At 60.4% G+C, this 24,026-nt stretch carries 23 protein-coding genes; 13 read left to right on the forward strand and 10 right to left on the reverse strand.

The window, feature by feature from the left end; genetic code table 11:
- Window positions 1-75 precede the first annotated feature (75 nt).
- Entirely contained in the window at window positions 76-1,434 is a 1,359-nt protein-coding gene (locus ACXHXG_RS00940) for an esterase-like activity of phytase family protein (protein WP_457898239.1), read from the forward strand.
- A 38-nt stretch (window positions 1,435-1,472) separates the two neighbouring features.
- Here the strand turns inward: ACXHXG_RS00940 and ppx are convergent, their stop codons facing one another.
- From ppx to ACXHXG_RS00960, 4 genes are all read right to left on the reverse strand, one after another.
- Window positions 1,473-2,993 carry an exopolyphosphatase gene (gene ppx, locus ACXHXG_RS00945; protein ID WP_457898240.1) on the reverse strand — a complete coding sequence of 507 codons (1,521 nt, stop codon included), beginning with the start codon at window positions 2,991-2,993 and terminating at the stop codon, window positions 1,473-1,475.
- Window positions 2,994-3,003: 10 nt separating this feature from the next.
- Window positions 3,004-5,205: an RNA degradosome polyphosphate kinase gene (locus ACXHXG_RS00950; RefSeq protein WP_457898241.1), complete on the reverse strand. Its 2,202-nt coding sequence runs from the start codon at window positions 5,203-5,205 to the stop codon at window positions 3,004-3,006.
- 77 nt (window positions 5,206-5,282) lie between these two features.
- A complete protein-coding gene (hdaA, locus tag ACXHXG_RS00955; RefSeq protein ID WP_457898242.1) occupies window positions 5,283-5,996 on the reverse strand; it encodes a DnaA regulatory inactivator HdaA in 714 nt (237 codons plus the stop codon).
- 1 nt (window position 5,997) lies between these two features.
- Window positions 5,998-7,128, reverse strand: coding sequence for an AI-2E family transporter (locus ACXHXG_RS00960; protein ID WP_457898243.1), 1,131 nt, complete (start codon window positions 7,126-7,128; stop codon window positions 5,998-6,000).
- Window positions 7,129-7,349: 221 nt separating this feature from the next.
- Between ACXHXG_RS00960 and purM the strand changes: the two genes are divergently transcribed.
- Both purM and purN read left to right on the forward strand, forming a co-directional pair.
- The gene (gene purM / locus ACXHXG_RS00965; protein ID WP_457898244.1) at window positions 7,350-8,423 is read left to right on the forward strand and encodes a phosphoribosylformylglycinamidine cyclo-ligase; all 1,074 of its coding nucleotides are present in this window, start codon (window positions 7,350-7,352) and stop codon (window positions 8,421-8,423) included.
- Window positions 8,420-9,097, forward strand: a complete 678-nt coding sequence (gene purN, locus ACXHXG_RS00970; protein ID WP_457898245.1) for a phosphoribosylglycinamide formyltransferase — start codon at window positions 8,420-8,422, stop codon at window positions 9,095-9,097. The genes purM and purN overlap by 4 nt, the downstream gene beginning before the upstream one ends.
- 11 nt (window positions 9,098-9,108) lie before the next feature.
- Here purN and ACXHXG_RS00975 read toward each other — a convergent pair whose 3' ends face one another.
- From ACXHXG_RS00975 to ACXHXG_RS00985, 3 genes are all read right to left on the reverse strand, one after another.
- Window positions 9,109-10,278, reverse strand: coding sequence for an alpha-D-ribose 1-methylphosphonate 5-triphosphate diphosphatase (locus tag ACXHXG_RS00975; protein ID WP_104822596.1), 1,170 nt, complete (start codon window positions 10,276-10,278; stop codon window positions 9,109-9,111).
- 161 nt (window positions 10,279-10,439) lie between these two features.
- Window positions 10,440-11,033, reverse strand: a complete 594-nt coding sequence (locus tag ACXHXG_RS00980; protein WP_104822595.1) for an NUDIX domain-containing protein — start codon at window positions 11,031-11,033, stop codon at window positions 10,440-10,442.
- Complete coding sequence (locus ACXHXG_RS00985) at window positions 11,030-13,171, reverse strand: molybdopterin-containing oxidoreductase family protein (RefSeq protein ID WP_457898246.1); 2,142 nt, start codon at window positions 13,169-13,171, stop codon at window positions 11,030-11,032. The genes ACXHXG_RS00980 and ACXHXG_RS00985 overlap by 4 nt, the downstream gene beginning before the upstream one ends.
- A 63-nt stretch (window positions 13,172-13,234) precedes the next feature.
- Here ACXHXG_RS00985 and ACXHXG_RS00990 point away from each other — a divergent pair, with 63 nt between their 5' ends.
- The gene (locus tag ACXHXG_RS00990; RefSeq protein WP_283049876.1) at window positions 13,235-14,086 is read left to right on the forward strand and encodes a 23S rRNA (adenine(2030)-N(6))-methyltransferase RlmJ; all 852 of its coding nucleotides are present in this window, start codon (window positions 13,235-13,237) and stop codon (window positions 14,084-14,086) included.
- A 24-nt stretch (window positions 14,087-14,110) separates the two neighbouring features.
- On the forward strand, window positions 14,111-14,707 hold the full coding sequence (locus ACXHXG_RS00995; protein ID WP_283049874.1) for a glutathione S-transferase: 597 nt from the start codon (window positions 14,111-14,113) through the stop codon (window positions 14,705-14,707).
- Window positions 14,708-14,718: 11 nt separating this feature from the next.
- Here ACXHXG_RS00995 and ACXHXG_RS01000 read toward each other — a convergent pair whose 3' ends face one another.
- The gene (locus ACXHXG_RS01000) at window positions 14,719-15,621 is read right to left on the reverse strand and encodes a LysR family transcriptional regulator (RefSeq protein WP_457898247.1); all 903 of its coding nucleotides are present in this window, start codon (window positions 15,619-15,621) and stop codon (window positions 14,719-14,721) included.
- A gap of 124 nt (window positions 15,622-15,745) precedes the next feature.
- Between ACXHXG_RS01000 and ACXHXG_RS01005 the strand changes: the two genes are divergently transcribed.
- Window positions 15,746-16,588: an oxidoreductase gene (locus ACXHXG_RS01005; RefSeq protein ID WP_104822590.1), complete on the forward strand. Its 843-nt coding sequence runs from the start codon at window positions 15,746-15,748 to the stop codon at window positions 16,586-16,588.
- Between the two features lie 71 nt (window positions 16,589-16,659).
- Here the strand turns inward: ACXHXG_RS01005 and ACXHXG_RS01010 are convergent, their stop codons facing one another.
- Window positions 16,660-17,292, reverse strand: coding sequence for an outer membrane protein (locus ACXHXG_RS01010; RefSeq protein ID WP_104822589.1), 633 nt, complete (start codon window positions 17,290-17,292; stop codon window positions 16,660-16,662).
- Window positions 17,293-17,652: 360 nt separating this feature from the next.
- Between ACXHXG_RS01010 and ACXHXG_RS01015 the strand changes: the two genes are divergently transcribed.
- From ACXHXG_RS01015 to ACXHXG_RS01035, 5 genes are all read left to right on the forward strand, one after another.
- Entirely contained in the window at window positions 17,653-18,420 is a 768-nt protein-coding gene (locus tag ACXHXG_RS01015; protein ID WP_457898248.1) for an SDR family oxidoreductase, read from the forward strand.
- The gene (gene uvrC, locus ACXHXG_RS01020; protein ID WP_457898249.1) at window positions 18,417-20,459 is read left to right on the forward strand and encodes an excinuclease ABC subunit UvrC; all 2,043 of its coding nucleotides are present in this window, start codon (window positions 18,417-18,419) and stop codon (window positions 20,457-20,459) included. Before ACXHXG_RS01015 ends, uvrC begins: the two co-directional genes overlap by 4 nt.
- Before the next feature lie 211 nt (window positions 20,460-20,670).
- The gene (gene pgsA / locus ACXHXG_RS01025; protein ID WP_104822586.1) at window positions 20,671-21,258 is read left to right on the forward strand and encodes a CDP-diacylglycerol--glycerol-3-phosphate 3-phosphatidyltransferase; all 588 of its coding nucleotides are present in this window, start codon (window positions 20,671-20,673) and stop codon (window positions 21,256-21,258) included.
- Window positions 21,258-21,512 (forward strand): molybdopterin converting factor subunit 1, encoded by a 255-nt coding sequence (gene moaD / locus ACXHXG_RS01030; protein ID WP_104825044.1) that lies wholly within the window; start codon window positions 21,258-21,260, stop codon window positions 21,510-21,512. Before pgsA ends, moaD begins: the two co-directional genes overlap by 1 nt.
- 5 nt (window positions 21,513-21,517) lie before the next feature.
- Entirely contained in the window at window positions 21,518-21,988 is a 471-nt protein-coding gene (locus ACXHXG_RS01035; protein ID WP_104822585.1) for a molybdenum cofactor biosynthesis protein MoaE, read from the forward strand.
- Between the two features lie 19 nt (window positions 21,989-22,007).
- On the opposite strand, the gene ACXHXG_RS01040 is transcribed toward ACXHXG_RS01035, so the two are convergent.
- Window positions 22,008-22,904, reverse strand: coding sequence for a branched-chain amino acid ABC transporter permease (locus ACXHXG_RS01040; protein ID WP_457898250.1), 897 nt, complete (start codon window positions 22,902-22,904; stop codon window positions 22,008-22,010).
- Between the two features lie 64 nt (window positions 22,905-22,968).
- Here ACXHXG_RS01040 and ACXHXG_RS01045 point away from each other — a divergent pair, with 64 nt between their 5' ends.
- Window positions 22,969-23,520, forward strand: a complete 552-nt coding sequence (locus tag ACXHXG_RS01045; RefSeq protein ID WP_457898251.1) for a CGNR zinc finger domain-containing protein — start codon at window positions 22,969-22,971, stop codon at window positions 23,518-23,520.
- The gene (locus tag ACXHXG_RS01050; RefSeq protein WP_283049862.1) at window positions 23,517-24,026 is read left to right on the forward strand and encodes a hypothetical protein; all 510 of its coding nucleotides are present in this window, start codon (window positions 23,517-23,519) and stop codon (window positions 24,024-24,026) included. The genes ACXHXG_RS01045 and ACXHXG_RS01050 overlap by 4 nt, the downstream gene beginning before the upstream one ends.

The raw sequence follows: 24,026 nt of genomic DNA on the forward strand, positions 1-24,026 counted from the left end.
TAAGCGTTAATTCGCCGACATAGCTCGCCTGTTAAGCGGGAGTTGTTTGCCAATCCCCGCCAACAAGGTGACATGATGACCCGAATTCTTTTCGCTTCCACGGCACTTTTTGTTCTGATTGCCGCCTCGGCCCAGGCCGATGAAACGCAGTTTCCCGCAAAGCTGACCTCGCAGGCCATCCTACCCGCCAACACGATTGTCGCGGCACCGGTCGACGCGCCGGAATTTCTGAAGACCTCCGGCAAGTTCACGACGCCGGATCGCAAGCGCACGGAGGCCCTCGGCACGGTTCCGGGCAAAGACGGCGCCCGCGTGACCGATCTGAAGCTGCCCTTCAATGGCCAGGCGATCCAGGGCTTTTCCGGGATCAAGACCATGCCGGACGGCACCTTTTGGACGCTGACCGACAACGGCTTCGGCTCCAAGCAGAATTCGAGCGACTCCATGCTATTCCTGCACCAGATCAAATTCGACTGGGACAATGGCAAGGTCGACGTCGTCAAGAACCTGTTCCTGTCCGACCCGAACAAGAAGGCCCCCTTCCCGATCGTCCTCGAAGGCGCCGACAAGCGCTATCTGACCGGCGCCGATTTCGACATCGAGTCGATCCAGCCGGTTGCCGACGGCTTCTGGATCGGCGACGAATTCGGTCCCTATCTGCTGAAGTTCGATACGAACGGCGCGCTGACCGACGTTTTCCCGACCACGCTCAACGGCAAGCCCGTCATGTCTCCGGACAATGCCCTACTGCAACTGCCGGCCAATCCGACGCAGAAGATGCCGGCCTTCAACCTGAGACGCTCGGGCGGCTTCGAAGGTCTCGCCATGTCGAAGGACGGCAGCAAGCTCTATGGCCTGCTGGAAGGCGCGATCTATCAAGATGATGGCAAGATGGAAAGCGTCGACGGTCATACCGCGATCCGCGTCATCGAATTCGACGTCGCCTCGAAGAGCTGGACCGGTCGTAGCTGGCTCTACCCCTTCGCAGACAAGGGCACCTCGATCGGCGATTTCAACATGCTGGACGACAGCACCGCTCTGGTGATCGAGCGCGACAACGGCGCCGGCACGAAGGACAAGGCTTGCGCCGATCCGAAGCAGCCGAAGCCGGATTGCTTCGAAGCCCCGGCCGAATTGAAGCGCGTCTATAAGATCGAATTCAACGACGCCAATGTCGGCAAGGCCGTCCGCAAGATCGGTTACATCGATCTGCTGCATATCGAAGATCCCGACCACAAGCGTCGCCAGGGCGGCGGCGAAGGCTTCTACGACATGCCCTTCGTCACCATCGAAAACGTCGACCGCGTGGATGCCACCCACATCATCATCGGCAACGACAACAACCTGCCGTTCTCGGCCGGCCGCGCTGTCGACAAGGCAGACGACAACGAGTTCAGCATTCTCGAAGTCGGCGATTTCCTGAACGCTAAGTGAGCGATACCCTACCTTCTCCCCATCGGGGAGAAGGTTTTTTACTCAAACCGGAATGCAAGCCGTCTATTCGTCAGCTTGCCCAGTTGTTGCAGCCGGCCTTCCAGCCGCTCGCCGGCGAAATCGTGGTATTCGGCTGGAACGACGAATTCGAGATCCAGCTCCGGGCTCGGCGAACGTCGAAATGTCAGATTGCGGACGACGCCTGGCATGGAAGCCGAAAAGAGATAGACGACACGCAGCAGGCCGCCGAGCAGTTTGGCACGTTCTACGAATTGCGGCGTGGCTATCGCTGCCAGCGGTTCGGTGGCGCCGTCATCGTGAAGGCCCTCGAAACGGTAGTAGTTGGCGAGAGCGATAAAGGCGCGGCCGGCGTGGGTGATGCCGACGAAGGACGTATGGGCGATGATGTTCAGCGCCTGCAGGCCGCGATAGTCGGGATGGGCACGCCAACTGATGTCGGCAAGCAAGCAAGCGGCCTGGCGATAGCGGCTCTCCTCCTCCGTCTCGGTGACGCCGAAGAAGGGCATCATGCGACCAGTCCACTCGGCAAGTTCGCGCGCATGCTCCGGCGAACGGGCGCGCAGGATCGCAAGTTCGCCGGCGGCGACCAGCAGCGGGTCACTATGGCGTTCCGCCTCGGTCAGCAGCGAATAGAGGTAGCCTTCACGCACGCCCTGGGCCGAGAAGGAGATGATGGAGGGCTTCATTTCCGCCAGCACCTCGCGCATCGCCACCGCGCCGAAGGGCAGCAGCGAACGGCGATGCTTCGAGATGGCCATCAGCGCCGGCTCTTTCGATTCCTTCGCCTCGCTGATCTGATCGAGGAAACGCATCATCTCGTCCAGCGGCACTTCATAGCCCTGCATCATATGCAGCGCATATTTACGCATTTCCATGTGGAGCTTGGCGATGTTTCGCCAGGTGCCGCCGACCGCATAAAAGGTGCGTCCCTCGCCCTTGCTCAGCAGTTTCGCTGTTTTCACATGCTTGCGGGCAAAGCTGCGCGCCCTAGCGAGCGAGCCGTTGGCATATTCGGAAAGCCTGAGGCCGCCGAGCGGCAGGGTGATGCCCTTGCCGATCTCCTTGCCCTTGATGTCGATGAGTTCGAGCGAACCGCCGCCGAGGTCGCCGGCGATGCCATCCGGGTGGAAAAAGCCGCTGATGATGCCAAGCGCGGAAAAACGCGCCTCTTCCTCGCCTGAAAGCACACGCACCTTGCGCTGCAGGATCGATTCTGCCTGATGGATGAATTCCGGACCGTTGCTTGCCTCGCGGGCAGCCGCCGTCGCCAGAACGTAGATGGTCGATGCGCGCGCCTGGTCGGACAGCGCCTTGAACCGGTGCAGGGATGCGAGCGCGCGAGCGACACTCTCCTCATCCATCTTTCCGGTCAGCGCTATGCCCCTGCCAAGGCCGCAAAGCACTTTCTCGTTGAAAAGGATGGTCGGCGACCGCGAATGGCCTTCATAGACGACGAGACGAACCGAGTTCGACCCGATATCGACAACGGAGACCGGGGCAATACCGGGAAGGCGCCCCTGGGCTTCTGATTCAACCATGCAGGTCCAGTTATTTCTTGCGGCCCGACAACAGCCCGGCGATCAGTTTCGGCGCACTGGATTTCAGAGCTTCACCACGGCCGGAAAGGCTGGGATTAGTCATGAAATACTGCTGCGCGTTGAATGGCTCTTCCCCCTTGCGCACCTCCGTGCGCCGCGAAGTACCGTCCGGCAATATCTCGTAGCTCTGCTGATTGTCAATGATGTTGCCCAGCATGATCTGCGAAAGAACCTGCTCGTGCACGGTCTTGTTGGTCAGCGGAACAAGGGTTTCGACGCGGCGGTCGAGGTTTCTCGGCATCATGTCGGCGGAGCCGATATAGACCAGCGCCTTCTCCGACGGCAGGCCCTGGCCATTGCCGAAGCAGAAGATGCGGCTGTGTTCGAGGAAGCGGCCGACGATGGACTTGACGCGGATATTTTCGGAGAGACCCGGCACCTGCGGACGCAGGCAGCAGATGCCGCGCACGACGAGATCGATCTCGACACCGGCATTGCTGGCACGGTAGAGCGCATCGATGATGTCGGGGTCGACCAGCGAATTCATCTTCATCCAGATCGCCGCCGGCTGGCCGTTTTTGGCGTGCTCGATCTCCTCCTCGATATGCTGGAGGATGCGCGAGCGCAGCGTATAGGGCGAAACCGCGATCTTCATGCCGTCTTCCGGCTCACCATACCCGGTGATGAAGTTGAAGATATTCGCCATGTCATGGGCGATCTTCGGATCGCAGGTGAAGTAGGAAAGGTCGGTATAGATCTTGGCGGTGATCGGGTGGTAGTTGCCTGTGCCGAGGTGGCAATAAGTGCGCAGCTTGCCGTCCTCACGGCGCACGACCATCGACATCTTCGCATGCGTCTTGAGCTCGATAAAGCCGAAGACGACCTGCACGCCGGCGCGTTCGAGGTCGCGCGCCCAGCGGATATTGGCCTCTTCGTCAAAGCGGGCCTTGAGCTCGACCAGCGCCGTGACCGATTTGCCGGTATCGGCGGCATCGATCAGCGCCCGGACGATCGGGCTGTCGTTGGAGGTACGATAGAGCGTCTGCTTTATCGCCAGAACGTCAGGATCGCGCGCAGCCTGGAGAAGAAACTGGACGACCACGTCAAAGGATTCGTAGGGGTGGTGGACCACCATGTCCTTTTCGCGGATCGCGGCGAAGCAATCGCCGGCATGTTCGCGGACGCGCTCAGGAAATCGGGCATTGTAGGGCTCGAAGCGCAGATCGTCGCGCGGCGCCTTGGCGATTTCGGACAACGTGTTGAGGGCCAAAAGGCCCGGCAGAACGGCGATGCGGTTTTCCGGCACGTTCAGCGATTCCACAACGAACTGGCGCAGCTCGAGCGGCATTTCCGAATCGGTCTCGATGCGGATCACCGAACCGCGGCGGCGGCGCTTCAGCGCCGTTTCAAAGAAGCGCACCAAATCTTCGGCTTCTTCCTCGACTTCGATATCGCTGTCTCGGATGATGCGGAACGTACCCGAACCCTGCACTTCATAGCCCGGATAGAGCCGGTGAATGAAGATGTTCACCACGTCTTCCAGCGTGATGTAGCGGATGACGTTGCTGGCGTCCGGCAGGCGAACGAAGCGGTCGAGCGCCGGCGGCAGGCGCAACAACGCCGTCATCGGCTCGCGGCCGTTCATGCTGTTCAGTTGCAGCGCGATCGAGAAGCCGAGGTTCGGAATGAACGGGAACGGATGCGCCGGATCGATAGAAAGCGGCGTCAGGACCGGGAAGATCGCCTGATCGAATTCATTGGCAAGCCATTGCCGGTCGACCTCGGAAAGTGCCGGCGGGCGCACGATCAGAATGTCTTCCTTGGCGAGATACTGCTGCAGCACAGCAAGCGAGGCCTGCTGTTCCATCTGCAGATTGTCGATCTCGCGCAGGATGTCGTCGAGCTGTTCGGCGGGTGTCTTGCCGTCCGGGGTGCGCATGAGGATCTTCTGGCGGACCTGGCCTTCGAGGCCGGCGACGCGCACCATGAAGAATTCATCGAGGTTGGCGGCGGAAATGGAGAGGAAACGGATGCGTTCCAGAAGCGGATGCGCCGTGTTCAGCGTTTCCTCGAGAACGCGGCGGTTGAACTGCAGCCAGGAAAATTCACGGTTGATGAAGCGTTCGGGGCTGGTCAGCAGCTCATTGATCGGCGGCGCGGTCTCCGGCGCTTGCTGGTTGGCTTCCTGATGTTCCGTTAGTGCCGAGTCCATGTTCCACCTGCCTCATCTTATAAGCTTGCGCCACGTATAGCAGTTTGACGACGGAACTGTGACAGTTCAACGATCGTTCAATCAGCGGGGGCGGAATTACCCAATTCATTCAATACTTCAGCGGCCAGAATGCGTGTGATCCTGGTGCCGCGGCCGAGCGCAAGGCGGTCCAGCCGATCGACGATCAACTGGGCGGCATTCAGGGACCGTTCCATGCGGTTGACGATATAGAGGACAAGTTTGTCATCGATATAAAGCTGACGGTCCGCAAAGAGCTTTACGATAACTTGCGACAACAATTCCTCGTCCGGCTCGCCGATCTCCACCACCGTCGCCGCCTTCAGCCGAGAGCGCAGATCGGGCAGCGTCACCGGCCAGGACATCGGCCAGAGCCTGCTGGTCATCAGCAGCCCTGTGCCGTTTTCCCTGACGCTGTTGATGACATGGAAAAGCTCGGTGTCGTCAAAACCCAGGCGATCGGCATCCTCGAAGATGACCGGGCCGTTCGCCGCCGCCACGGCTGCGCCGGAGCCGGCTTTCGGATGAATAGCGATCGCCCCGCTTCTCTCGCGCCAGATATTGGCAAGGTGCGATTTTCCCGAACCGACCGGCCCAGCGAGAATGACCACGGGCGACGGCCAAGATGGCCATGAATCGACGATCTTCACCGCCGCGCTCAAGGGATGGGCGACCAGCAGGTCGTCGCGGCCGCTCGCGGCGGCGTGCGCAAAAGCCAGGGGTAGCTGTTCGGCGGGCTTGCGCCTCAAATCAGCATTCTTCGCGTCGGTCATGCTATTTGTTCTCAGGATTGCCGGCCTTGGCTTTGCGCGCCTTGCCGGCTTCCGAGCGTCCATAATAGAGGTCGCTTTGAAGGTACCGCGAAAGGGCAAAACGGACAAGGACGCCACAGGCGGCTGCGGCCGGAACCGCAACCAGCAGACCGACGAAACCGAAGAGCGCGCCGAAGGCAAAAAGGGCGAACATCAGCCAGACCGGATGCAGGCCGACGCTTTCGCCGACCAGCTTCGGCTGCAGCACATTGCCCTCCAGGAACTGGCCGGTGAAAAAGACGGCGAGCGTGAGGCCGACCCATAGATAATCGGGCCAAAACTGCACCAGGGCGACGCTCAGTGCCATAAACAGGCCGACGAGCGAACCGACATAGGGGATGAAGCTGATCATTCCGGCGAACAGGCCGATCAACAGGCCGAAGTTCAGACCCACAAGCGACAGGCCGACGCCGTAATAGACACCGAGGATAATGCAGAGCGAGCCCTGCCCGCGGATGAAGCCGGCGATCGCCTGGTCCACTTCCCGGGCGATCTCGCGCACGGTCGAGACGTGATCGCGCGGCACCCAGGCATCGACCTTGGCGATCATGCGATCCCAGTCGAGCAATATATAGAAGGCGACGACCGGCGTGACGATCATCAGTGAGATGATGTTGACCAGCGCCTTGCCGGAGCTCCATATTTGCGCGAACAGGCCGCCGACAAAGCTCAGCCCATCCGACAATATGCTGGAGAAATTATCCTTGATGGCACCGAGCTGATCGCGAATCCAAATCGGCAGCATCGTCGTCTGCGTATGGGCGATGAACTTCTGGAATTGCTGCACATAGCCCGGTATATGTTGAATGAAATCATTGAACTGATTGATGATGATCGGGATGAAGATCGTCAGTGCCAGCGCAAAGACCAGCACGAAGGCAACGAGGATCACCACCGTCGCCATGAAGCGGCTGAGGCCGATCCTTTCCAGCCGGTCTGCGACCGGATCGAGGAAATAGGCGACCGACATGCCGGCGATGAAGGGCAAGAGGATCGAGCTGAAGAGATAGAGAAAGACAATGAAGAGGACGAGCACGATCACCCAGAAGGTGACCTGGCGCTTGAGGCTCGCCCCGCTGACTTGTTGCTCCATCGACTTCCCCATTCTTCGCCGCCCGTTGCCGCCCGCTTAGGACATAGGATGACGCCGCAATTATGGTCAAGCCTGCGGCCTGAAATCGGCTTTTGAGCGCTGTGAAGCGGGGAAAATCGAGGGTTTGCCTGCGCTGGCGCCTTGCATAAAGGTTCCCGTCATGCAATGGCGACCCGATCAAAATTATTCCAATTGGAATGATGGCCACCGGAGGCGAAAGCATGAGCCAATCTGGAAAAAACGGTCTGACCTATAGCGACGCTGGCGTCGATATCGATGCCGGCAACCTGCTGGTCGAAAAGATCAAACCGGCGGTTCGTTCGACCCGCCGTCCCGGCGCCGATGGCGAAATCGGCGGTTTCGGTGGCCTCTTCGACCTGAAGGCTGCGGGCTTCACCGATCCGGTGCTGGTGGCCGCCAATGACGGCGTTGGCACCAAGCTGAAGATCGCGATCGACGCGAACTATCACGACACCGTCGGCATCGACCTCGTTGCCATGTGCGTCAACGATCTTGTCGTCCAAGGCGCCGAGCCGCTGTTCTTCCTCGATTATTTCGCGACCGGCAAGCTCGATCCCGACCAGGGTGCCGCGATCGTCGGCGGCATTGCTGCCGGCTGCCGCGAGGCGGGTTGCGCGCTGATCGGCGGCGAGACGGCGGAAATGCCGGGCATGTATTCCGATGGCGACTACGATCTCGCCGGCTTTGCCGTGGGTGCGGCCGAACGCGGGCAGCTTCTCCCCTCCGGCGATATCGCCGAGGGTGACGTCATTCTCGGTCTTGCCTCCTCCGGCGTTCATTCCAACGGGTTTTCGCTGGTACGCAAGATCGTCGTCATCTCCGGTCTTGGCTGGGACGCGCCGGCTCCCTTTGCCGGGGACAAGGCGCTCGGTGAAGCCCTGCTGACGCCGACACGCATCTATGTGAAGCCGCTTTTGAAGGTGATCCGCGAGACGCATGCCATCAAGGCGCTCGCCCATATCACCGGCGGCGGTTTCCCGGAGAATATTCCGCGGGTGCTGCCGAAGCATCTTGCTGCCGAGATCGATCTGGCCGCCGTCCAAGTGCCGCCGGTCTTCTCCTGGCTCGCCAAGACAGGCGGCGTCGAGGCCAAGGAAATGCTGCGCACCTTCAATTGCGGCATCGGCATGATCGCTGTCGTGGCGGCCGAGAATGTAGCGGCCGTCAAGGCAGCGCTTGAAGCCGAGGGCGAAAGCATCGTCACGCTCGGCCGCATGATCGCCCGCGACGAAGGCGCTGCCGGCACCGTTTACAAGGGCACGCTGGCAATATGAGTTCGAGCCGCAAACGCGTCGTCGTCTTCATCTCGGGCAGCGGCTCCAACATGATGGCGCTGGTCAAGGCTGCGGCGGCTTCGGATTATCCAGCCGAAATTGTCGGTGTGATCTCCGACAAGGCGGATGCAGGCGGTTTGGCGAAAGCCGCAGCCGAGGGCATTGCTACCTTTGCCTTCGTCCGTAAGGATTTTGCCAGCAAGGAGGCCCATGAGGAGGCAATCCTTGCGCAGCTCGAGGCGCTGTCACCCGATGTTATCTGCCTCGCCGGCTATATGCGCCTTCTCTCCGGGCGTTTCATTCAGCGCTATGAAGGCCGGATCATCAATATCCACCCTTCGCTGCTGCCACTTTTCCCCGGGTTGCACACGCATCAACGCGCCATCGACGCCGGCCAGCGGATCGCCGGCTGCACGGTGCATTTCGTCACCGAGGGCATGGACGAAGGCCCGGCGATCGGCCAGGCAGCCGTGCCGGTGCTGACCGACGACACAGCCGAAACGCTTGCCGCCCGCGTACTCACGATCGAGCACCAGCTTTATCCGCAGTCGCTTCGGTTGCTGGCTGAGGGCAAGGTGCGCATGGAAGACGGCAAGGCAATTGCTGCCACCAAGACGCCCGTTGCCCGTGCCCCGCAGATTATTTCACTGCTCGGTGATATCGATCAGATCTAGCCGTTTTCCCCTTAGGCAGCCATTGCCATCAGGGGATGAAGCGTACCGTCGCTGTAGACGACACGGCCGTTGCGGAAGGTGGCGCGGATGCGGTGAACAGCACCGTGCTCGACGGCAACCAGATCGGCCTTCTGGCCGACGGCGATCTCGCCGCGATCCGTGAGCCCCGCAGCGCGCGCGGCACCAGCCGTCGCCATGGCCACGGCTGCCGGTAGACCACCACTGGCGACCTCGGCGATCTTGAAAATGGCCGGCACGAAAGCGGCCGGGTGATAATCGGCAGCGATGATGCCGAGAAGGCCAGCGCCGGCCGCATCGAGCGCACTCAGATTCCCGGACATGGACTGGCCGCGCAGCGCATTCGGCGCGCCCATCAGCGTCCAGAGGCCGCGACGGCGCGCCTCTTCAGCGGCCGGTAGCGTCACCGGGAATTCGCTGATCGTGACACCGAGATCGAACATTTCGGCCACCTTTTCGGCGCTGTCATCGTCATGCGAGGCGAGCGACAGCTTGTGCTTCAAGGTTAGGCCGATGATATCGCGCAGTTTCAGCTCGATATCCGGATCCTGCCGCAGGGCGATGCGCCGGGCCAGCACTTCCTCGGCCGCTTCACGGGTGATGCCGCGGCGCTCCGACATGCTGAGAAGATAGGCTTCAATATTGTTATATTGCCCCTGCCCTGGCGTATGGTCCGTCAGCGAGACCATATCGACGACACCATCTTCCAGGAGCCGCTCCAACGTGGGCGCCGCGCCGACATTGGTGATCTCGTAGCGAGCATGAACGCGGTGGTCGATCAGCAGGTGATCACGCAGGCTGTTGATGCCCTTGATCACCGCCGAGGTGGTCTCCAGCGAGCGGACATGGCCATAGACACTTTCTGTGGCGAAGGAGACGGCGGCATAGGCGGTGGTGACCCCGGCGGCGGCGAGTTTCTTGTCGAGTTCATGGATACCGAAATCGATCGGCATCGTCGCATTCGGCCGCGGAGCGATTTCGCGCTCGATCATATCGCCATGCAGATCCACAAAGCCCGGCATCAGCAGCCGTCCGCCGCCATCGAATGTCGCAGCTTCCACCGGTTCGGACCGGATCTCGGCGATCACGCCATCTTCGATGCGGATAGCCCCCTGATCGACGACTTCATCGGGAAGAACGAGCGTGAAATTGCTGAGCCACATCGGCTTTCTCCTGAAATAGCGTCAATCGTTTTGAAGGTATGGCTGTGGACCGGACCTTTCCGGCGAGCGCCCCTCGGTAGTCGCGATTCGTGACATCATAATGAAAGCTGCGACGCTGATTTTGGCAGCCATTAAGCACCGCCGAACGGTCTTATTTCAGGCTATTTCAGGCTTGCCTTGTTCAACATCGCCCATTGCAACAGCATGATCGTCTTGGCGTCGTAGATCTCGCCGGCTTCGATCATCGCCATGGTTTCGGCGAGCGGCACTTCGAGCACCTCGATATCCTCATGTTCGTGGGCAAGCCCGCCGCCGTTGCCGATGCGGTCCGTCGTATCGACCACAGCAGCAAAGAAATGAATGATCTCGGTAACAGCGCCCGGCGAGGTGAATGCCTTGAACAGGAAGCGGACATCACGGACGCGGAAGCCGGTTTCCTCCATTGCCTCGCGGCGGATCGCCTCTTCCGGATGATCACCGTCGAGCAAGCCGGCGGGTACCTCGATCATCCAGGCTGGAAAGCCGGTGAGATGGGCCGGCAGGCGGAATTGCCGCACGAGGATGACCGTTTCGCGCTTGGGGTCGTAGAGCAGAATGCAGGCGGCAGGCGTGCGGTGATAGATTTCCCGCTTCACCCGATGCGTCTCGCCCGTCGAATCCGTGTAGTCGATGTCGAAGCTGCTGAGCCGCGTCCATTGGTCCGAAAGCGTCTTCTCACTGACGATCTCGGCCTTCGCCTCGTCGAACTTGTTCATGCTCTATCCTTGCGCAGCCAGACCTTGTTGTCGTGAACAGCCGCGCCGCCATAGGGGGCAACAGGATCGGCGCCGGTCAGAACATTGATCCCCTCACCGTCCACATGCGCCTTGTTCGGCCATAAGCCTTCGGCGATCAGCACGCCCGGCTTCACCTCGGCCGTGATGCGCGCATGAATGCGGATATCGCCCCTGAGATTGCCCAGCTGAACGAGGTCGCCATGGGCGATGTCCAGCGCTGCGGCATCCGCGGGATTGATCATGACTTCCGGGCGACCTTCCTTCTGGCGAGAGGTCTTCGTTTCCGCGAAGCTCGAGTTCAAGAAATTGCGCGACGGCGATGTGGCAAGCCGGAATGGATGATCGGGATCGGCAACTTCGATGACGTCAACCTGATCCGGAAACTCCGGCAGCGCGACATGAGGGCCGAGCAGGCCGACAGCTTCCGGCGGCCGGTTCGGAGCCGGCTGGTTGATCCAATCGGGACGGAAGCGGAACTTGCCATCGGGATGGGCGAAGCCATTGAGGAAATGCGCATCCTCGAAAGCCGGCTGACGATCGAACCATTTGTGTTCGAGGAAATGATCGTAATCCGGCAGACCGCTTCGCTCCAGAATGCGGTCGATCATCTCGCGGGCCGAAAATCCGAAGCCGGGACGATCGGCGACGCCGAGGCGCTTCGCCAGTTCCTCGATGACGAAGAGATTGCTACGCACCGTCGGCGGCGGCTCGACCAGCTTCGGGCCAAGCAAGATGTGGTTTTGCCCGCCGGCGCGGTAGATGTCGTCATGCTCGACGAACATGGTGGCCGGGATGACGATATCGGCCATCTCGGCAGTATCGGTCATGAATTGTTCGTGCACGGCGACGAAGAGATCGTCGCGCGCAAAGCCGCGCTTCACCAGCCGCTGTTCCGGCGCGATGTTCACCGGATTGGTGTTTTGGATCAGCATCGCCGTCACGGGGCCGCGATGGCGCAAAGCGACGGCATCGCCGGTCAGTGCCCGGCCGATCTGCGACTGGTCGATCGTGCGGATATCCGGGTCCAGCATCGACCGGCCGGTCAGCTCGCTCGCGTCCATGCGGAAGATATCGCTGTTGGAATGAAAGGCGCCGCCGCCCTCATATTGCCAGGAGCCGAGCACGGTGGCGACGGAAGCTGCCGCGTGCATCGCGACCGCGCCGTTGCGCTGGCGGGTGAAGCCGTAGCCGAGGCGGAAATAGGTCTTCTTCGTCGTGCCGACCAGCTTGGCAAAGGCTTCGATCTCATCGACGGATAAGCCGGTGATCGCAGCCGCCCATTCCGGCGTCTTCGTCTTGAGATGCGCTTCGAGACCTGCCGGATCGTCGGCAAATTTGGCCATATAGGCATGATCGGCATAACCGTCGCGGAAGGCGATGTGCATGACGGCGCAGGCGAGCGCAGCATCCGTGCCCGGCTTGACAATGAGCGCCAGGTCGGCCTGTTTCATCGTCGGATTGTCGTAGATATCGATGACGACGATCTTGGCACCGCGCTCCTTGCGCGACTTCACGGCATGGGTCATCACATTGACCTGGGTCGCGACCGCGTTTGTCCCCCAGATAACCACGCAATCGGTACGGCCCATCTCGCGCGGATCAGGACCACGCAGCGTGCCCGTCGCCATGGTGAAGCCGGTCCAGGCGGGGTTTGTGCAGATCGAGGAAAAGAAACCGGAATAGCGCTTGGCATGGCGCAGCCGATTGATGGAATCGCGCTGCACCCAGCCCATGGTGCCGGCATAGTAATAGGGCCAGATCGCTTCGCTGCCGTCTTTTGCCTCAGCCTTGACGAAAGCATCGGCAATTTCGTCCAGCGCGTCGTCCCAGGAGAGTTCCTGCCACTGGCCCTCTCCCTTCGCCCCGGCGCGGCGCAAGGGCTTCGTCAGCCGGTCCGGATGGTAAAGCCGTTCGGCATAACGGGCGACTTTGGCGCAGATGACGCCTGCGGTATAGGAATGATCGCCCGCGCCACGCACGCGGCCGATCCTGCCGTCCTCCGTCAGATCGATCTCCAACGCACAGGTGGAGGGACAGTCGTGCGGACAGGCCGTGTGGCCGACCGGGGATTTGGCGTGAATGGGGGTCGCAATGTTCATGCCGTTTGTATATTTCATGCCTTGTCCGGCCAAAAGGCATAATCTGGCCCATCGCAACAATTCATGCGGACTTCACCGACAATGAACTATCGGCATATCTACCACGCGGGCAATTTCGCCGATGTGCTGAAGCACGCGGTACTAGCCCGTCTCATCCGCTACATGCAGAACAAGGACAAGGCTTTCCGTGTTCTCGACACCCATGCAGGCATCGGGCTCTACGATCTCTCTTCGGAGGAGGCGCAGAAGACCGGCGAATGGCTGGATGGTATCGGCCGGCTGCTGAAAGCCGAACTTGTGCCGCAAGTGGCCAATCTGCTGGAGCCCTATCTGACCGCCGTCCGCGAGCTCAATCCCGAAGGTGGCCTGCGGTTCTATCCGGGCTCCCCGAAGCTTGCCCGCATGCTGTTCCGCCCACAGGACCGGTTATCGGCGATGGAGCTGCATCCGGAGGATTTCCAGCGGCTGCATCGGTTGTTCGAGGGCGATCACCATGCGCGCATCACCGAGCTCGACGGCTGGCTGGCGCTCGGCGCGCATCTGCCACCGAAGGAGAAGCGTGGCATCGTGCTGGTCGATCCGCCGTTCGAAGAAGACGGCGAATATGAACGGCTGGCGGACGGACTTGCGAAAGCCTGGCGCCGCTTTCCCGGCGGCACCTATTGCCTCTGGTATCCGCTTAAGAAGGATGCACCGATCAAGGCTTTTCATGAGGCATTGCAGGCTTTGGAGATTCCGAAGATGCTCTGCGCCGAGCTGACGGTCAAAAGCGATCGCGGCTTCACCGGACTAACCGGCTCCGGCCTCATTATCGTCAATCCGCCATTTACGCTGAAGGACGAGCTGCATGCCTTGCTGCCGGCCCTGAAGGATATGCTGGCGCAAGACCGCTTCGCCTCGCAGCGCGCCTTCTGGCTGCGCGGCGAACAATGATATTTCTTTCGCCCAGGTGATCCCATGAAGCTTCTCTGCTCGCCCGCTTCCCCCTTCTCCAGCAAGGTGCGGATGGCAGCCCGCCATCTCGGCATCGAGTTCACCGAAATCCATGTCGACACCAATGCCGGTCCGGCCCTGCTGGTCGACAACAATCCGCTCGGCAAGATTCCGACGCTGCTGACGGAAGACGGCGTGTCGATCTTCGACAGCCGCGCGATCATGCATTATTTCCATCGGCTGAAGGGCAAGACGCTTTATCCTGCCAAGGAGAGCAAACGCATAGACGCCGAGGTGCTGGAAGCGCTTTGCGACGGGACCAATGACTGCCTCCTGTCGATCGTCTACGAGCGGCGCTTGCGCGATCAGGACAAGCAGCATCAGCCATGGATCGACCGGCAGTGGACGAAAGTGAGCCGCGCGCTCGCCCACCTCAACGCCGAACCGCCGAAGATCGGCAAGAAACTGCATGGCGGGCATTTCGCTCTAGCGTCCATGATAGGCTATCTGCAACTGCGCTTCGAGGGACAGTGGGAAGCGGACCATGCTGACCTTATCGATTGGGCACGCAAGTTCGAAAAGCACTTTCCGGACTATCAGGCTATGAAGCCGCGGGCCTGACGGCGTCCCTCTTAGCCCTGGCGCGAACTGTCGATTTTGATGAAATCGACGAAGGCGCGTAAGGCGGTCGGCAACTGCCGGCGGCTTGGATAATAGAGAAAGAAGCCGGGATAATAGGGGCACCAGTCCTCCAGCACACGGATCAGCCGGCCATCCTTCAAAGCCGGCAGCGCGAGATCCTCGAACATGAAAGCAAGACCGGAGCCGTTGACGGCGGCTTCGAACATCATGTCGAGGTCGCCGAGCGTCAGCGGCCCCTGTACCTCAATCTCCAGCTCAATGCCGCCGCGTTCGAATTCCCAACGATAGTAGGTGCCGCTCGGGAAACGATAGCGGATGCACGGGTGATCCTTCAGATCATGCGGCGTGACCGGTTTGGCGAAACGCTGAAAATGTTCGGGCGAACCGACGATCGCAGTCCGCTGGCGGGGGCCGATGGCGATGGCGATCATGTCGGCGGCGATGCTTTCGCCGAACCGCACGCCGGCATCGAAGCCGCCGGAAACCGTGTCCACGAGCGCATCGTCCGCCACGATTTCCATTTCGACAGCGGGATAAGCCCTCAGGAACCGCGATATGATCGGCAACAACACCATCTTGGCGGCAGGGCGCGGGGCGTTGATACGCAGCTTGCCATAGGGCTGGCCGCGAAATTTATCGAGATCCTCGAGCGCGTCGTCGATATCGAGGAAGGCCGGGCGGATACGCTCGAACAGGCGCTCGCCGGCCTCCGTCAAGCCGACGCCGCGGGTGGTGCGATTGACCAACCGCACGTCCAGCCGTTCCTCGATCGCCCGCAGCGAATGGCTGAGCGCTGAAGCCGTCACGCCGAGTTCGACCGCGGCTTTGCGAAAGCTGCGGTGTTGGGCGATGGCCAGGAAAATTGCCAGATCGGTTGAACGGATGCGCCGCATTGATGAGATTTTCTCAGCACTTCAAGGAGGAGAAGATAGATTACCTCATCAGAGCCATCAAGCTATCTTTCCCCTGCAAGCAAATTCCGCGCACGGAATTGCAACCCCACGAAAGGAGAAAGTCATGCGCGTTTGGTTCATTACGGGTGCATCCCGCGGCTTCGGCGCCCTCATAGCTCAGGAAGCCCTCAAAGCCGGCGACGCCGTTGTCGCCACGGCCCGCAACCCCGCAGGCCTTGCGGAAAAGTTCGGCAATCATCCGAACCTCCTGCCCGTTGCCCTCGACGTTTCGAACGAGGCACAGGCCCATGAAGCGGCTGCAGAAGCCGTCAAGCGCTTCGGCCGGATCGACATTCTTCTCAACAATGCCGGCTACGGCCTGTTGGGTGCAGTTGAAGAGGCTACCGCCGAAGAAATCGAGAAGATCTATGCCACCAACGTCTTCGGCCTGCTGAAGGTCACGCGCGCCATCCTTCCGCACATGCGCCGCCAACGTTCCGGTCATGTGATCAACATGTCGTCGGTCGGTGGCTACCAGAGCTTTGCCGGTTGGGGCGTCTATTGCTCAACGAAATTCGCAGTCGAAGCTCTGTCCGAGGCAATGGCGTCGGAACTGCAGCCGCTGGGGATCAAGGTCACGGTTGTCGAACCCGGCTTCTTCCGGACCGACTTCCTTGACGAAAGCTCGCTCGCCGTCAGCCCGAGCTCGATTGGCGACTACAAGGACACGCCTGCCGGTGCGATGCGCGATTTCGCCGCCGGTCACAACCACGGCCAGCCCGGCGATCCGGCACGGCTTGCAAAGTCGATGATCACGCTTGCACATTCGGCCAACCCGCCGCTGCGCATGCCCTTCGGCTCCGATACGGTCGGCGTGATCGAGACCAAGAATGAATACGTCGTCAAGGAACTAGCCGACTGGCGCGAACTGGCCGTCTCGACGGACTTCCCGAAGGACGCCGCGTAAATATCAGAACCATGAAACGGAAAAAGCCGGGGCGAGAACCCCGGCTTTCGTTAGATTATGCCATCAAATTATCAGAACTTGACGCCGATACCGACCTTGACGCTCTGCTCGTCATAACCGCGCGAGAAGCTGCCGGAGTCGAGGTTGAAATCCTTCTTGCCGTAGTCGGTGTAACGGTACTCAAGACGAGCCGTGATGTTGTTGGTGATGAAGGTTTCAGCACCTGCACCGACCGTGTAGCCAACAGCCGTCTTGCTTTCAGACGAGGTAGCGTCCTCGAGCTTGTTCTGGCCGATTGCCAGACCGGCAGTGCCGTACAGCATGAACGGGTTGAAGTCGTAACCGATACGGCCGCGAACCGAGCCGTTTACGCCGTTCTTGGCGGTAAGGCCATTGCGGGTCGAGTCGGAGTCGGCGTAGCCGAGGTCGCCTTCAACACCATATACGATCTGGCCCTGCTGCCAGTTGTAGCCGGTGAAAGCCTCACCGCCGAAAGCGTAGGAGTTGCCGTTGTGATTGAAGTGGCCGGCATTCCAGTCGCCAGCACCACCGATGTAGAAACCGGCCCAGTTGTTGACAACCGGCGGAGCCTCCTGGGCGACGGGCGGCTGCGGAACCTGCTCCACAGCGTCGGCTGCATGAGCCGCGGTGAAGCCGCCGAGGGCGAAACCAGAGACCATGAGGGTCGTGATGAGAGTACGCATACTTTTCTCCTTTCAGTCCCGTGTTCTTCGTCTACTGATGACCTCGAAGCACCACGAGCAATTACAAGATGTCCCTCCCGGATCGGGACTGAAATTGGAATGCAAATGAGGAATTCGAAGAGCTAAAATATGATATCATTGTGGCGCAGAGGTGGCTGAATTTCGATGTTGCTTGAGCGCAACAGACGAATTGTTAACCATAATGCTTGGTTAAAGCATGTATACTTATTTTAATCGAAATATAACTGAAGTTTTACATAGGTCGCCGCTGCGGATCTCCGTGCAGAAGCATCTTTTCATATGGTGTATCGACGACCTATATGAGTGCCAGTTGGGTAATGGCGACGAAAAGGCAGCATCTTGAGCCAGGAAAAACTACGCACAGCGCTTATATCAGGTGCATCAAAAAGAATAGGCCGGGCAATCGCAGAGGATTTGTCGGCTAACGGCTTTGCGGTGGCGCTGCATGCCAATCAATCGTTCGCCGAGGCAGCCGAAGTCGTGGCGAAATTGCGGCAACAGGGCAGAAAGGCGATTGCGATCAAGGCCGACCTGCAAAATTCGGCGGAAACATCGACGCTGATCGAAAGGGCCGTTTCGGAGCTTGGACCGCTGGATCTCCTGGTCAACAACGCCTCCGTTTTCCAGGGTGATTCCGCCGACCATTTCGACGCCGAAGCCTTCGACGCGCATTTTGCCGTGCATGTCCGCGCGCCCTCCATCCTCGCCGCGGATTTCGTGCGGCAGCTTCCGGAAGGCACCCCGGGGCTGATCGTCAACATTGTCGACCAGCGCGTCTGGGCGCTGAACCCGCGCTTCTATTCCTATACGCTGTCAAAGGCCGCCCTGTGGACGGCGACCCAGACGATGGCGCAGACCTTTGCGCCGCGCATCCGCGTCAACGCCATCGGCCCCGGTCCGACGGTGCGCAGCGTCCGACAGACGGAAGAGGACTTCCAAGCGCAGATCGATGGTCTCATATTGAAGGCTGCGCCCGGCCTCGAGGAATTCGGTCGCACCGTCCGCTTTCTTTTTGACACGCCTTCGATCACGGGCCAAATGATAGCGCTCGATGGTGGCCAGCATCTTGCCTGGGAAACGCCCGATGTGTCGGAGAGCATGGAATGAACGGACGAAAGCTGCCCGACGGCGGCATTCTCTATGACGAATCAGAGGACATTGAGGACGACATCGAGGTGGAAGCCGATGCCGGCGCTTCCCCCGTCGTGCCCGTCGACTGGAACGAAGGCGGGAAGAATGAAACCGGCCTTCAGGGCGCGGAACTGATCGCAGAATTCGTCAAGCGCCTGCCGAACAATCCCGGCGTCTATCGCATGTTCAACGAAGCCGGCGACGTTCTCTACGTCGGCAAGGCGCGCAGCCTGAAGAAGCGTGTCGCCAATTATGCGATGGGCCGCGTGCATTCCAACCGCATCGCCCGCATGGTGCGCGAAACCGCCAATATGGAGTTCGTCACCACCCGCACCGAGACCGAAGCGCTGCTGCTGGAAGCGAATCTGATCAAGCGCTTACGGCCGCGCTTCAACGTATTGCTGCGGGACGACAAGTCCTTTCCCTATATTCTCATCACCGGCGATCATCGGGCACCGGCGATCTTCAAGCATCGCGGCGCGCGTGCCCGCAAGGGTGAGTATTTCGGCCCCTTCGCGTCAGCGGGCGCCGTCGGCCGCACCATCAATTCGCTGCAACGCGCCTTCCTGATCCGCACCTGCACCGACAGCGTTTTCGAGACCCGGACCCGACCCTGCCTGCTCTATCAGATCAAGCGCTGCTCAGGGCCTTGCACCCGCGAGATCAGCGATGAGGGCTATGCGGAGCTGGTGCAGGAGGCGAAGGACTTCCTCTCCGGCAAGAGCCAGAACGTGAAAGCCCATATGGCGGAGGCGATGAACGCTGCCGCCGAAGACCTCGATTTCGAGCGCGCCGCCGTCTATCGCGACCGGCTGGCGGCGCTGTCGCATGTGCAAAGCCATCAGGGCATCAATCCCGCCGGTGTCGAAGAGGCTGACGTCTTTGCCATCCATCACGAGGGCGGCATTTCCTGCATCCAGGTCTTCTTCTTCCGCACCGGGCAGAACTGGGGCAACCGCGCCTATTTCCCGAAGGCTGACCCGTCGCTTTCCGGCGCCGAAGTGCTGAATGCATTTCTCGCGCAGTTCTACGACGGCAAGCCGGTGCCGAGGCAGATCCTGCTATCGGAGACGGTCGAGGAGATCGAGCTGCTGGCGGCGGCACTCGGCGAAAAGGCCGGGCACAAGGTCACGATCCTGGTGCCGCAGCGCGGCGAGAAGCGCGATCTGGTCGATCACGTCGTTGCCAATGCCCGCGAAGCGCATGGCCGCAAGCTTGCCGAGACCGCCTCCCAATCGCGGCTGCTCGAAGGCTTCAAGGAGACATTCCAGCTTCCCTATGTGCCACAACGCATCGAGATCTATGACAACTCGCACATCATGGGCACGAATGCGGTTGGCGGTATGGTGGTGGCTGGGCCGGAAGGGTTCGTCAAAGGCCAATACCGCAAGTTCAACATCAAATCGACCGACATCACGCCCGGCGACGATTTCGGCATGATGCGCGAGGTCATGACCCGGCGTTTCTCCCGCCTGCTGAAGGAAGAGGGCAAGCCGGACCGCAGCCCGAATACGGAGAGCGCAGCCGTTGACGCTGCGGATCAGCCCTTCCCCGCTTGGCCGGACGTCATCCTCATCGATGGCGGCCAAGGGCAAATGACCGCGGTGCGTGCCATTCTCGAAGAGCTCGGAATTACCGACAGCGTCATCGCCATCGGCGTCGCCAAGGGCGTCGACCGCGATGCCGGACGCGAGCGCTTCTTTGCGCCCGCCCGCGAGAGCTTCACCCTGCCGCCCCGCGATCCCGTGCTCTACTTCATCCAGCGCCTGCGCGACGAGGCACATCGTTTTGCCATCGGCTCGCATCGGGCACGCCGCAAGAAGGAAATGGTGAAAAACCCACTGGACGAAATCGGCGGCATCGGCCCTTCACGCAAGCGGGCACTGCTGCAGCATTTCGGCACCGCCAAGGCGGTGTCGCGCGCGGCACTATCCGACCTGATGGCCGTCGAAGGCATATCCGAAGCCGTCGCGCGGCAGGTCTATAACCATTTTCACGAGGACGCCGCGAAATAAGAAAAGCTGGTCGCAAATTCCACGCAATGACGGTGAAAAAACAGAAACAATATTGACGGCAAGCTCCTCAAACCGCCATCTAGGGCATGATCTCAAGAGGTGCGGGACGGTTTTTGGATAAGATCATGCTAAATCAAATAGCTGGAACGAGATGACGCCTTGGGGGAAGGCCATTTTGGTCCGGTGAAACAACTGAAACGAAACGATTTCCATGGCTTCGCGCGCATATAGCATTCCCAATCTGCTCACCTATGGCCGCATTCTCTGCGTGCCGTTGATCGTCCTGTGCTTCTTCGTCGAAGGCAAACTGGAAGGGTCCGATTTCGCGCGCTGGGTGGCGCTGTGGATTTTCATCATCGCCTCGATCACCGACTTTCTGGATGGCTATCTCGCGCGCATCTGGAATCAGACGTCGAATATCGGCCGCATGCTCGATCCGATCGCCGACAAGCTGCTGGTTTCGGCGATCCTGCTGCTGGTCGCTGCCGACGGCACGATCGCCGGCTGGTCGCTCTGGGCTGCCATCATCATCCTTTGCCGCGAAATTCTCGTCTCGGGCCTGCGCGAATATCTGGCGGCGCTGAAGGTCAGCGTGCCGGTGACGCGCATCGCCAAATGGAAGACGACCGCGCAGCTCGTCGCCATCGCCTTCCTGCTGGCTGGGCCGGCCGGCGACAAGGTGATACCCTATACGACGGAGATGGGCATCGTCCTGCTCTGGGTCGCAGCGCTGCTGACCATCTACACCGGCTACGACTATTTCCGCGCCGGCTTGAAGCATGTGGTGGATGAGGAATGATGACGAAGCTCGTCTATTTCGCCTGGGTACGTGAGCGGATTGGCAAGGGTGAAGAAGAGATTTCGCTCCCCGCCGAAGTGATCACCGTCGGCGATCTCCTGAATCATTTGAAGAGCTTGGGCGAGGAATACGAGACGGCGCTTCAATTTCCCGAGGCGATCCGCGTCGCCATCGATATGGAACATGCCGATCATGACGAACCGATCGCCGGAGCGCGCGAGATTGGGTTGTTCCCGCCGATGACGGGTGGGTGACGACCATGGCTGCCGGGCCGTTTGTCAGGGTTCAAAGCGACGATTTCGACCTTCAGGCCGAGATCGACCGCCTGACCGAAGGACGGCATGATATCGGCGCTGTCGTGACCTTTTCCGGCCTCTGCCGCGACGAAGGCGGCATGCTCGACGCTCTCGAGCTCGAACATTATCCCGGCATGGCGGAGGCGGAGATCACCCGCATCGCGACGCTCGCCATCGAACGCTTCGAGCTTCGCGGCCTGACGGCCATCCATCGCTACGGCAAAATTGCGCCGGGAGAAAACATCGTCCTCGTCATCGCCGCCGCCTCGCATCGGCAAGCCGCCTTCGACGGCGCCAATTTCGTCATGGACTTTTTGAAGACTTCGGCGCCCTTCTGGAAGAAGGAACATGCAAAAGACGGCAGGCAAGGCGATTGGGTTTCAGCCAAGGATGCGGACGATGCCGCGCGGGCTAAATGGGCCGATAAAGAATAGGCTTTAGAGCGCAATTGCTCTACGGGGCCACACGCTCCCGCCGACTCAATACCAGCAGCAGGACGAGCAGCGAGAAGATCACGAAATCGCGCCAGAGGAACGGTCCGTAGGCGCCCCACATGGTCTCGAACAGGCCGAGCAATGCCGCTCCAGCCGCCGATTTCAGCGGATCGGAATAACCGCCGACAGCGGCAATCATCAGCACCTTCAGCCCGAACATTAGCCCGGCGCCGAAATCCATCGTGCCGTAATAGCAAGTCGCCAACAGGCCGCAGGCGGTTGCGACCAATGCCGAGGCCATATAGGCCAAGAGAAAGACGCGATTGGCGCTTGTGCCGCAAAGCTCGGCCGCCAGCGCATCATCCGTCACCGCCCGCCAGATGCGGCCCCATCCGGTATATCTCAGCACATAGGCGCCCCCGAGGATCACCACGATCATCAGCGCCGTATTGATGAGCTGGATCTCGGTCAGCGTGACCCGGAAACCGCCGCTGTCCCAGAAGACGATCATCTCATTCAGGAAAGGCGGTAGCCAAATGCCACGCGTATTGGCGGCCAGCCGCGCCGTCTCCATCAATATGATCATCATGCCAAGCGCTGCGACGATGATCGTGTTGGGCGATTTGCGCGACAGCGGCAGCATGACCGAACGGCCGATTAGGAGGCTCGTCCCCAGCGTATAGGCGAGCGCAATGACAGCGCCGAAGGCGAGTGCGGCCGGCAGAATGAGAAACATTCTCGTGTAGCCGACGTCGGTGAACAGGACCAGCATCTGGCCGGCAAAGGCGAACAGCGCGCCATAGGTGATATCGGCCCGCTTCATCACACCGAAAGCAACGGCATAGCCGAAAGCCAGCGCCGCATAGAGTGCGGCAAGCGGAACGGCATTTGCCAATTGCTGCAGGAGATAGGCCATGGAACCTCCGGATATCGACGAATAGTAACTAGTAAAATCCATTTTACTAGTTATAATTTTGAGCATGAGCTTTTCCTGGACCCCACATCGGTTTTCCGGCGGCGCACTGGCGCTGGACGTCGCCAACAGCGTCATAATGCGCCACGACGATGAGCGGCGCACCGATCGTTTCGAGGCGCCGGGGCAGATGGAAAGCTTTCCGAAAGCGGCGGTGAATTTCTGCACCGAGCGGGCCTTGTTCGGCGATATCCTGCCGGTGAGGCAGGAGAATAGATCCGGCTTTCTCGATCTGCGCGAGGCGATCGACCGCTATTTTCGCGCTCGCATCCTCGACCGTGATGCCGATGCGTTACTGGCCAATCTGCTGGAGGCGCTGTCGAAGGTGCTGCGGCGGGCCACCTCGCCCGATGGGCTCGACGCCGCGACGGTGCGTTCGACGCTAAGGCTCATTGCCATGCCTGATCCGGACCGCATGAAAATCTGCCGCAACTGCGGCTGGCTGTTCATCGACCGCAGCAAGAACAAAAGCCGGGCCTGGTGCGACATGGCGGTCTGCGGCAACCGCGCCAAGGCGAACCGGCACTATCGCCGCAAGAAGGAGGAGAGTGCGCCATGAGAACCCAGGCGATCGTCTTGATGGCCGCAATTGCGGGCCTTGCGCTTGCCGGCTGTCAGCGGCAGGCAGAAAACGGTCCGACCGAACTCAGCGGCAGGCTCTTCGTCTTCAACTATCGCGTCGCGAGCGCGAGCTACATGATTACGCTGAAGAAGATCGCGCCGATCCCGGAGGGCACGACGGCGGTCGCGGAATTCGAAAACCCGGCGGGCGGCGATCCCCTGGTAGTGCGCGAGAAGATCTATACGTTCTGGGACAAGATCACGCTCGAAAGCCCCGATCTGCGCTGCGTGCGCAAGGACCACCCCTATTCCGTCTCGATCAAGCTCGTCGATGCCAGCGACAAGACGATCCAGACAATCAAGACCGAGGTGAAATCCGATCTCGACCAGACCGTGCTGCCGACGAGGCCGCTCGTGGTCGGCCCGAGCTATACAAAGAACCCGGATGTCTTCAAAGCCGATGGCAGCATAGACTATGGCCACGATGAGGCCTGCCCGGCATGA

The organism is Rhizobium sp. LEGMi-198b (genome assembly GCF_054114205.1).

Excerpts from the sequence above, each read along its gene's own strand:
- ACXHXG_RS00940 (WP_457898239.1), top strand. The coding sequence starts at position 76 with ATGACCCGAATTCTTTTCGCTTCCACGGCACTTTTTGTTCTGATTGCC.
- ppx (WP_457898240.1), bottom strand. The coding sequence starts at position 2,993 with ATGGTTGAATCAGAAGCCCAGGGGCGCCTTCCCGGTATTGCCCCGGTC.
- ACXHXG_RS00950 (WP_457898241.1), bottom strand. The coding sequence starts at position 5,205 with ATGGACTCGGCACTAACGGAACATCAGGAAGCCAACCAGCAAGCGCCG.
- hdaA (WP_457898242.1), bottom strand. The coding sequence starts at position 5,996 with ATGACCGACGCGAAGAATGCTGATTTGAGGCGCAAGCCCGCCGAACAG.
- ACXHXG_RS00960 (WP_457898243.1), bottom strand. The coding sequence starts at position 7,128 with ATGGAGCAACAAGTCAGCGGGGCGAGCCTCAAGCGCCAGGTCACCTTC.
- purM (WP_457898244.1), top strand. The coding sequence starts at position 7,350 with ATGAGCCAATCTGGAAAAAACGGTCTGACCTATAGCGACGCTGGCGTC.
- purN (WP_457898245.1), top strand. The coding sequence starts at position 8,420 with ATGAGTTCGAGCCGCAAACGCGTCGTCGTCTTCATCTCGGGCAGCGGC.
- ACXHXG_RS00975 (WP_104822596.1), bottom strand. The coding sequence starts at position 10,278 with ATGTGGCTCAGCAATTTCACGCTCGTTCTTCCCGATGAAGTCGTCGAT.
- ACXHXG_RS00980 (WP_104822595.1), bottom strand. The coding sequence starts at position 11,033 with ATGAACAAGTTCGACGAGGCGAAGGCCGAGATCGTCAGTGAGAAGACG.
- ACXHXG_RS00985 (WP_457898246.1), bottom strand. The coding sequence starts at position 13,171 with ATGAAATATACAAACGGCATGAACATTGCGACCCCCATTCACGCCAAA.
- ACXHXG_RS00990 (WP_283049876.1), top strand. The coding sequence starts at position 13,235 with ATGAACTATCGGCATATCTACCACGCGGGCAATTTCGCCGATGTGCTG.
- ACXHXG_RS00995 (WP_283049874.1), top strand. The coding sequence starts at position 14,111 with ATGAAGCTTCTCTGCTCGCCCGCTTCCCCCTTCTCCAGCAAGGTGCGG.
- ACXHXG_RS01000 (WP_457898247.1), bottom strand. The coding sequence starts at position 15,621 with ATGCGGCGCATCCGTTCAACCGATCTGGCAATTTTCCTGGCCATCGCC.
- ACXHXG_RS01005 (WP_104822590.1), top strand. The coding sequence starts at position 15,746 with ATGCGCGTTTGGTTCATTACGGGTGCATCCCGCGGCTTCGGCGCCCTC.
- ACXHXG_RS01010 (WP_104822589.1), bottom strand. The coding sequence starts at position 17,292 with ATGCGTACTCTCATCACGACCCTCATGGTCTCTGGTTTCGCCCTCGGC.
- uvrC (WP_457898249.1), top strand. The coding sequence starts at position 18,417 with ATGAACGGACGAAAGCTGCCCGACGGCGGCATTCTCTATGACGAATCA.
- pgsA (WP_104822586.1), top strand. The coding sequence starts at position 20,671 with ATGGCTTCGCGCGCATATAGCATTCCCAATCTGCTCACCTATGGCCGC.
- moaD (WP_104825044.1), top strand. The coding sequence starts at position 21,258 with ATGACGAAGCTCGTCTATTTCGCCTGGGTACGTGAGCGGATTGGCAAG.
- ACXHXG_RS01035 (WP_104822585.1), top strand. The coding sequence starts at position 21,518 with ATGGCTGCCGGGCCGTTTGTCAGGGTTCAAAGCGACGATTTCGACCTT.
- ACXHXG_RS01040 (WP_457898250.1), bottom strand. The coding sequence starts at position 22,904 with ATGGCCTATCTCCTGCAGCAATTGGCAAATGCCGTTCCGCTTGCCGCA.
- ACXHXG_RS01045 (WP_457898251.1), top strand. The coding sequence starts at position 22,969 with ATGAGCTTTTCCTGGACCCCACATCGGTTTTCCGGCGGCGCACTGGCG.
- ACXHXG_RS01050 (WP_283049862.1), top strand. The coding sequence starts at position 23,517 with ATGAGAACCCAGGCGATCGTCTTGATGGCCGCAATTGCGGGCCTTGCG.